Source organism: Mesorhizobium sp. M7A.F.Ca.US.006.04.2.1 (assembly GCF_004022915.1).
Classification (GTDB): Bacteria; Pseudomonadota; Alphaproteobacteria; order Rhizobiales; family Rhizobiaceae; genus Mesorhizobium; species Mesorhizobium ciceri.
Genome location: NZ_RZQA01000660.1, coordinates 1 through 3,703 on the forward strand (window position 1 = coordinate 1; position 3,703 = coordinate 3,703).

Sequence of the window (3,703 nt, forward strand, 5' to 3'; positions counted from 1 at the left end):
CTTCCGGCACCGTCCAGCCATAGCCGGCGGCGTCGGCGAAGTGCTCGGGAAATTGCGAGGCATAGACGTAGAGCTTTTTCGGTACGCAGCCGCGGATGACGCAGGTGCCGCCATAGCGGTATTCCTCGGCGATGCCGACACGCTTGCCGAGTGCCGCGGCGACGCGCGCCGCCCTCACCCCGCCCGAGCCGCCGCCGATGACGAAAAGATCGTAGTCGTAACCGGCCATGACGCGGCTCCCAGGCTTCAGAAATGTGTCAGACAGGTAGGCCGCAAAACGGCAAAAGAAAAGCCCGGACAGGCCGGGCTTTCGCAGTAGGCCGCAAGGCCATTTGAAAATGCGGGTCAGTTGTTGTCCGCGGGGGCCGCGCCGTCGGCGGGCGCTGCGCCATCGGCCGGAGCTGCGGCTCCGTCGGCGGGCGCGGCAGGTGCTGCCTGCGCCTTTGCCTTGGCGGCTGCGGCCAACGTTTCGCCGACCTGCTGGGCGAGATCGCGGCCGAGGCCGTTCTGCCAGATGTCGGCTGCCTTGACCAATTCGCGGGTCACCGTCGGGCCGCTATCGAGCAGCTTCTTGCCCGAATCGGAATTGTAGAAGGCGGCGATGTCGGTCAGTTCCTTTTCGGAGAACACTTTCGCGTAGGCGAGTGCTGCTTCCTTCTCGAGGTCGGCGCGGCGCGAGGCCAGCGCCAGAGCCTTCTCGTTGATCGTCTTGCCGATCAGTTCCTGCATGTCCGGGTTCTTCTGGATCAGCTGCGATTCGAGCGCCGCGGCTGCCTGCGGCAGGATGTTGTCGAACGGGTCGGTCGCGTGGATCGCAGCGACCGCCGCGCGGGCGGCCTTCAGGTGCGCTTCCGTGACATCCTGCGAAAACGCCGGCGACGAGAAGGCGAAAACGGCCGAGGCCGCCAGAAGGACGGAAAGGCTGCGAACCCGGTTATGCAACGTCATGATCGGTAGAACTCCCTGGTTTTCGGGCGGCATGGACGGTTTGGATACCGTCGCCGCCGGCGATGATGGCCGCTGAAGCCAGCCCGATGAAAAGACCATGCTCGACCACGCCCGGAATGGCGTGGAGAGCATTCGAAAGCGCTCTTGTATCCGGAATGCGGCCAAAAGATGCATCGAGGATAAAATGGCCGCCGTCTGTAACAAAAGCCTGTCCGCCCGTCATCCTCAATGTGACCGGTCCGGAAAGACCGAGCTTTTCAGCCGCTGCGGCAACCGCGATTTCAGTGGCGCGCAGGCCGAACGGATTGACTTCGATCGGCAGGGGAAAACGGCCGAGCGTCTCGACCATCTTGGAGCGGTCGGCGATGACGATCATGCGCTGGGACGCCGCGGCGACGATCTTCTCGCGCAGCAGCGCGCCGCCGCCGCCCTTGACCAGGGTCAGTTCCGGGTCGACTTCGTCGGCGCCGTCGACGGTGAGATCCAGCTCTGGCGTTTCCTCCAGCGTCGACAGCGGCACGCCAAGCTCGCGGCACAGCAACGCGGTGCGCTCCGAAGTCGGCACGCCGATGATCGCCATGCCGGTTGCGACCTTTTCGGCAAGCAGCCGCACGAACTCCTCGGCCGTGGTGCCGGTGCCGATGCCAAGCCGCATGCCGTCGCTTACATGGGCGAGTGCTGCCCGCGCGGCTTCGACCTTCAACTGCCTTGCATCCATGTCGGTTATTGCCCCGGAAATTCGCTGCCGGGCTCGTAGCATTTTTGCCGGTCCGGTCAAAGCCCTGGACGGCGCTTCTCCAGGTGATGCTCAGTATAGGAATTATTTCCTTGACGGGTGAGCGCAGCTATGCTACATTTTTGCCTATGGTGTTGATTTGCGCCAACAGCCCGCCGTCGAGGCGGTTTTTTTCATAGCGGCGTCCAGCCGCGAATGCCCGGCCTGATAAGCAGGCCCCGCCTGAACGAACTGGCCCCGCGCTTGCCTTGACGCGCCGCAGCCTTTATCGCCTGCCCATTGCACACCTGCCCAGGACAGACCATGACCCGACCGATCATCGTGTTCGACCTCGACGGTACGCTGATCGACACAGCGCCGGACCTGCTCGACAGCCTCAACCACAGCCTGGCCGCCAGCGAGATCGCGGCGGTCGACGAAGCCGGCTTCAGGCGCTTTGTCGGTCACGGCGGCCGGGTGATGATCGAGCGGGCGCACGCCGCCCATCAGCGATCGCTTGCCGTCGAGGAGCACGACCGGCTGCTGAAACTTTTCCTCGACCACTACACGCTCAACATCCCCGGCAAGTCGCGCCCCTACCCCGGTGTCGTCGAGGCGATCGCGCGCTTCGAGGAGGCCGGCTATATCCTCGCCATCTGCACCAACAAATACGAAGCCAACTCGCTGGCGCTGATCGAGGCGCTCGGCCTGACCAAACATTTCGCGGCGATCGCCGGCCAGGACACGTTCGCCTTCCGCAAGCCCGACCCGCGCCATTTGATCGAGACCATAAAGCTGGCCGGCGGCGACCCTCACCGCGCCCTGATGGTCGGCGATTCGCAAACCGACATCGACACGGCGAAAGCCGCCGGCATTCCGGTGGTGGCGGTCGATTTCGGCTACACCGACCGCCATGTGCGGGAGTTCGAGCCTTCTGCGGTGATTTCGCATTTCGACGCCCTGACGCTCGATCTGGCGCAAAGGCTGATTGCTGCCGCCGGAAACTGACCGGAAGGCGGCGGGAGACAGGGCGCAAAGCACAGCAAAACCGATCCGTGTCAGAACGCCGGACACCGCCTTGACTTCCCGCACCTGCCTCCCTTATATCGCGGCTCGCTTGGCCTTCGGGCAACGAGCGGGCGATTAGCTCAGCGGGAGAGCACACCCTTCACACGGGTGGGGTCGCAGGTTCAATCCCTGCATCGCCCACCATCGGCCTTCCTGAACGCCGCACCCCAAAATGCCTAGCAACTACACCCCGCCCCTTCCCCGCCAATTCTTCTGGGCGAATTCCACGCGCTGCTGTAGCTCGCATATCTCTGGAACGGGCAGACGTCGGAGCCGTTTCGGACCTTCATCTGTTCGCGATCCCAAAACGACACCTCGATGCGGTCGTCGGCGCAAAAGACCGTATAGCGTTGTTCCGGTTCAGCGCTCGGGCTTGCTCCATGGGCCGGGCTTCATCGAGCGTCACTTGCCCGACAGGTCGCTGAGCGCTTCGTCCATTAGCCAAAGATGCGTAGTCGCAGCAATGGAAGGCGGCGAGATAGTCGCCGCGCATGAACTCCTGTCGATGGGGCCAAACTCTGCCCTACGCCGGTCGAGCCGCGATCAGCGCTTCATCGCGTGCAGGATGGCCTGCATGTGCTCTTCCAGGTCGAGTTCACCCCGAGCCTCGGCGGTCAACAGGTAATCGGCCTTGGCCCGGCGGTCGCCTCGGCTGATCGCTGGATAGGAGCAGATGGCCAGCAAGGCTTCCTGTTCAATCCGGTCTGCCCTCTTGCATTCGTGGCTGCTGCTGCCCGCTTGATGAACAACCCTGTGAAGCTCGACATAGCTGGCTTCATGGGCTCCGATCAGCGCCCGCAATTCGGGTGAGGCCCCTTCCGCTTCGGCAAACGTCGGTTCAATGACCGAGGCGACGGCGGTAAACGCAAGAAGTGTACGGCGTGTGATTTCGGGCATGCCTCATATCCCTGCTGTCCGATCATGCAGGCACACCATAGCACCGGCGCAACGGTTCGAAGAGATGCTCCGGGA

Annotated in this window: 5 protein-coding genes and 1 tRNA gene; 2 read left to right on the top strand and 4 right to left on the bottom strand. The window is 63.5% G+C overall.

Features of this window, described 5'->3' with window-relative positions; genetic code table 11:
- From EN925_RS27495 to rpiA, 3 genes are all read right to left on the bottom strand, one after another.
- The coding region (locus tag EN925_RS27495; protein WP_164773313.1) for an FAD-dependent oxidoreductase at positions 1–229 on the bottom strand (229 nt) is incomplete at its 3' end.
- A gap of 116 nt (positions 230–345) precedes the next feature.
- The gene (locus tag EN925_RS27500; protein ID WP_013531665.1) at positions 346–948 is read right to left on the bottom strand and encodes a DUF2059 domain-containing protein; all 603 of its coding nucleotides are present in this window, start codon (positions 946–948) and stop codon (positions 346–348) included.
- A complete protein-coding gene (gene rpiA / locus EN925_RS27505; protein WP_063172140.1) occupies positions 935–1,666 on the bottom strand; it encodes a ribose-5-phosphate isomerase RpiA in 732 nt (243 codons plus the stop codon). Before rpiA ends, EN925_RS27500 begins: the two co-directional genes overlap by 14 nt.
- 321 nt (positions 1,667–1,987) lie before the next feature.
- Here rpiA and EN925_RS27510 point away from each other — a divergent pair, with 321 nt between their 5' ends.
- Positions 1,988–2,671, top strand: coding sequence for a phosphoglycolate phosphatase (locus tag EN925_RS27510; RefSeq protein ID WP_127369243.1), 684 nt, complete (start codon positions 1,988–1,990; stop codon positions 2,669–2,671).
- 129 nt (positions 2,672–2,800) lie between these two features.
- Positions 2,801–2,875 (top strand) — tRNA-Val (locus EN925_RS27515).
- A gap of 399 nt (positions 2,876–3,274) precedes the next feature.
- On the opposite strand, the gene EN925_RS27520 is transcribed toward EN925_RS27515, so the two are convergent.
- Positions 3,275–3,628: a hypothetical protein gene (locus tag EN925_RS27520; RefSeq protein WP_127369242.1), complete on the bottom strand. Its 354-nt coding sequence runs from the start codon at positions 3,626–3,628 to the stop codon at positions 3,275–3,277.
- Positions 3,629–3,703: the final 75 nt, after the last annotated feature.

Bases quoted from the DNA above. Each gene is read 5' to 3' on its own strand.
- EN925_RS27500 (WP_013531665.1), bottom strand. From the start codon at position 948: ATGACGTTGCATAACCGGGTTCGCAGCCTTTCCGTCCTTCTGGCGGCC.
- rpiA (WP_063172140.1), bottom strand. From the start codon at position 1,666: ATGGATGCAAGGCAGTTGAAGGTCGAAGCCGCGCGGGCAGCACTCGCC.
- EN925_RS27510 (WP_127369243.1), top strand. From the start codon at position 1,988: ATGACCCGACCGATCATCGTGTTCGACCTCGACGGTACGCTGATCGAC.
- EN925_RS27520 (WP_127369242.1), bottom strand. From the start codon at position 3,628: ATGCCCGAAATCACACGCCGTACACTTCTTGCGTTTACCGCCGTCGCC.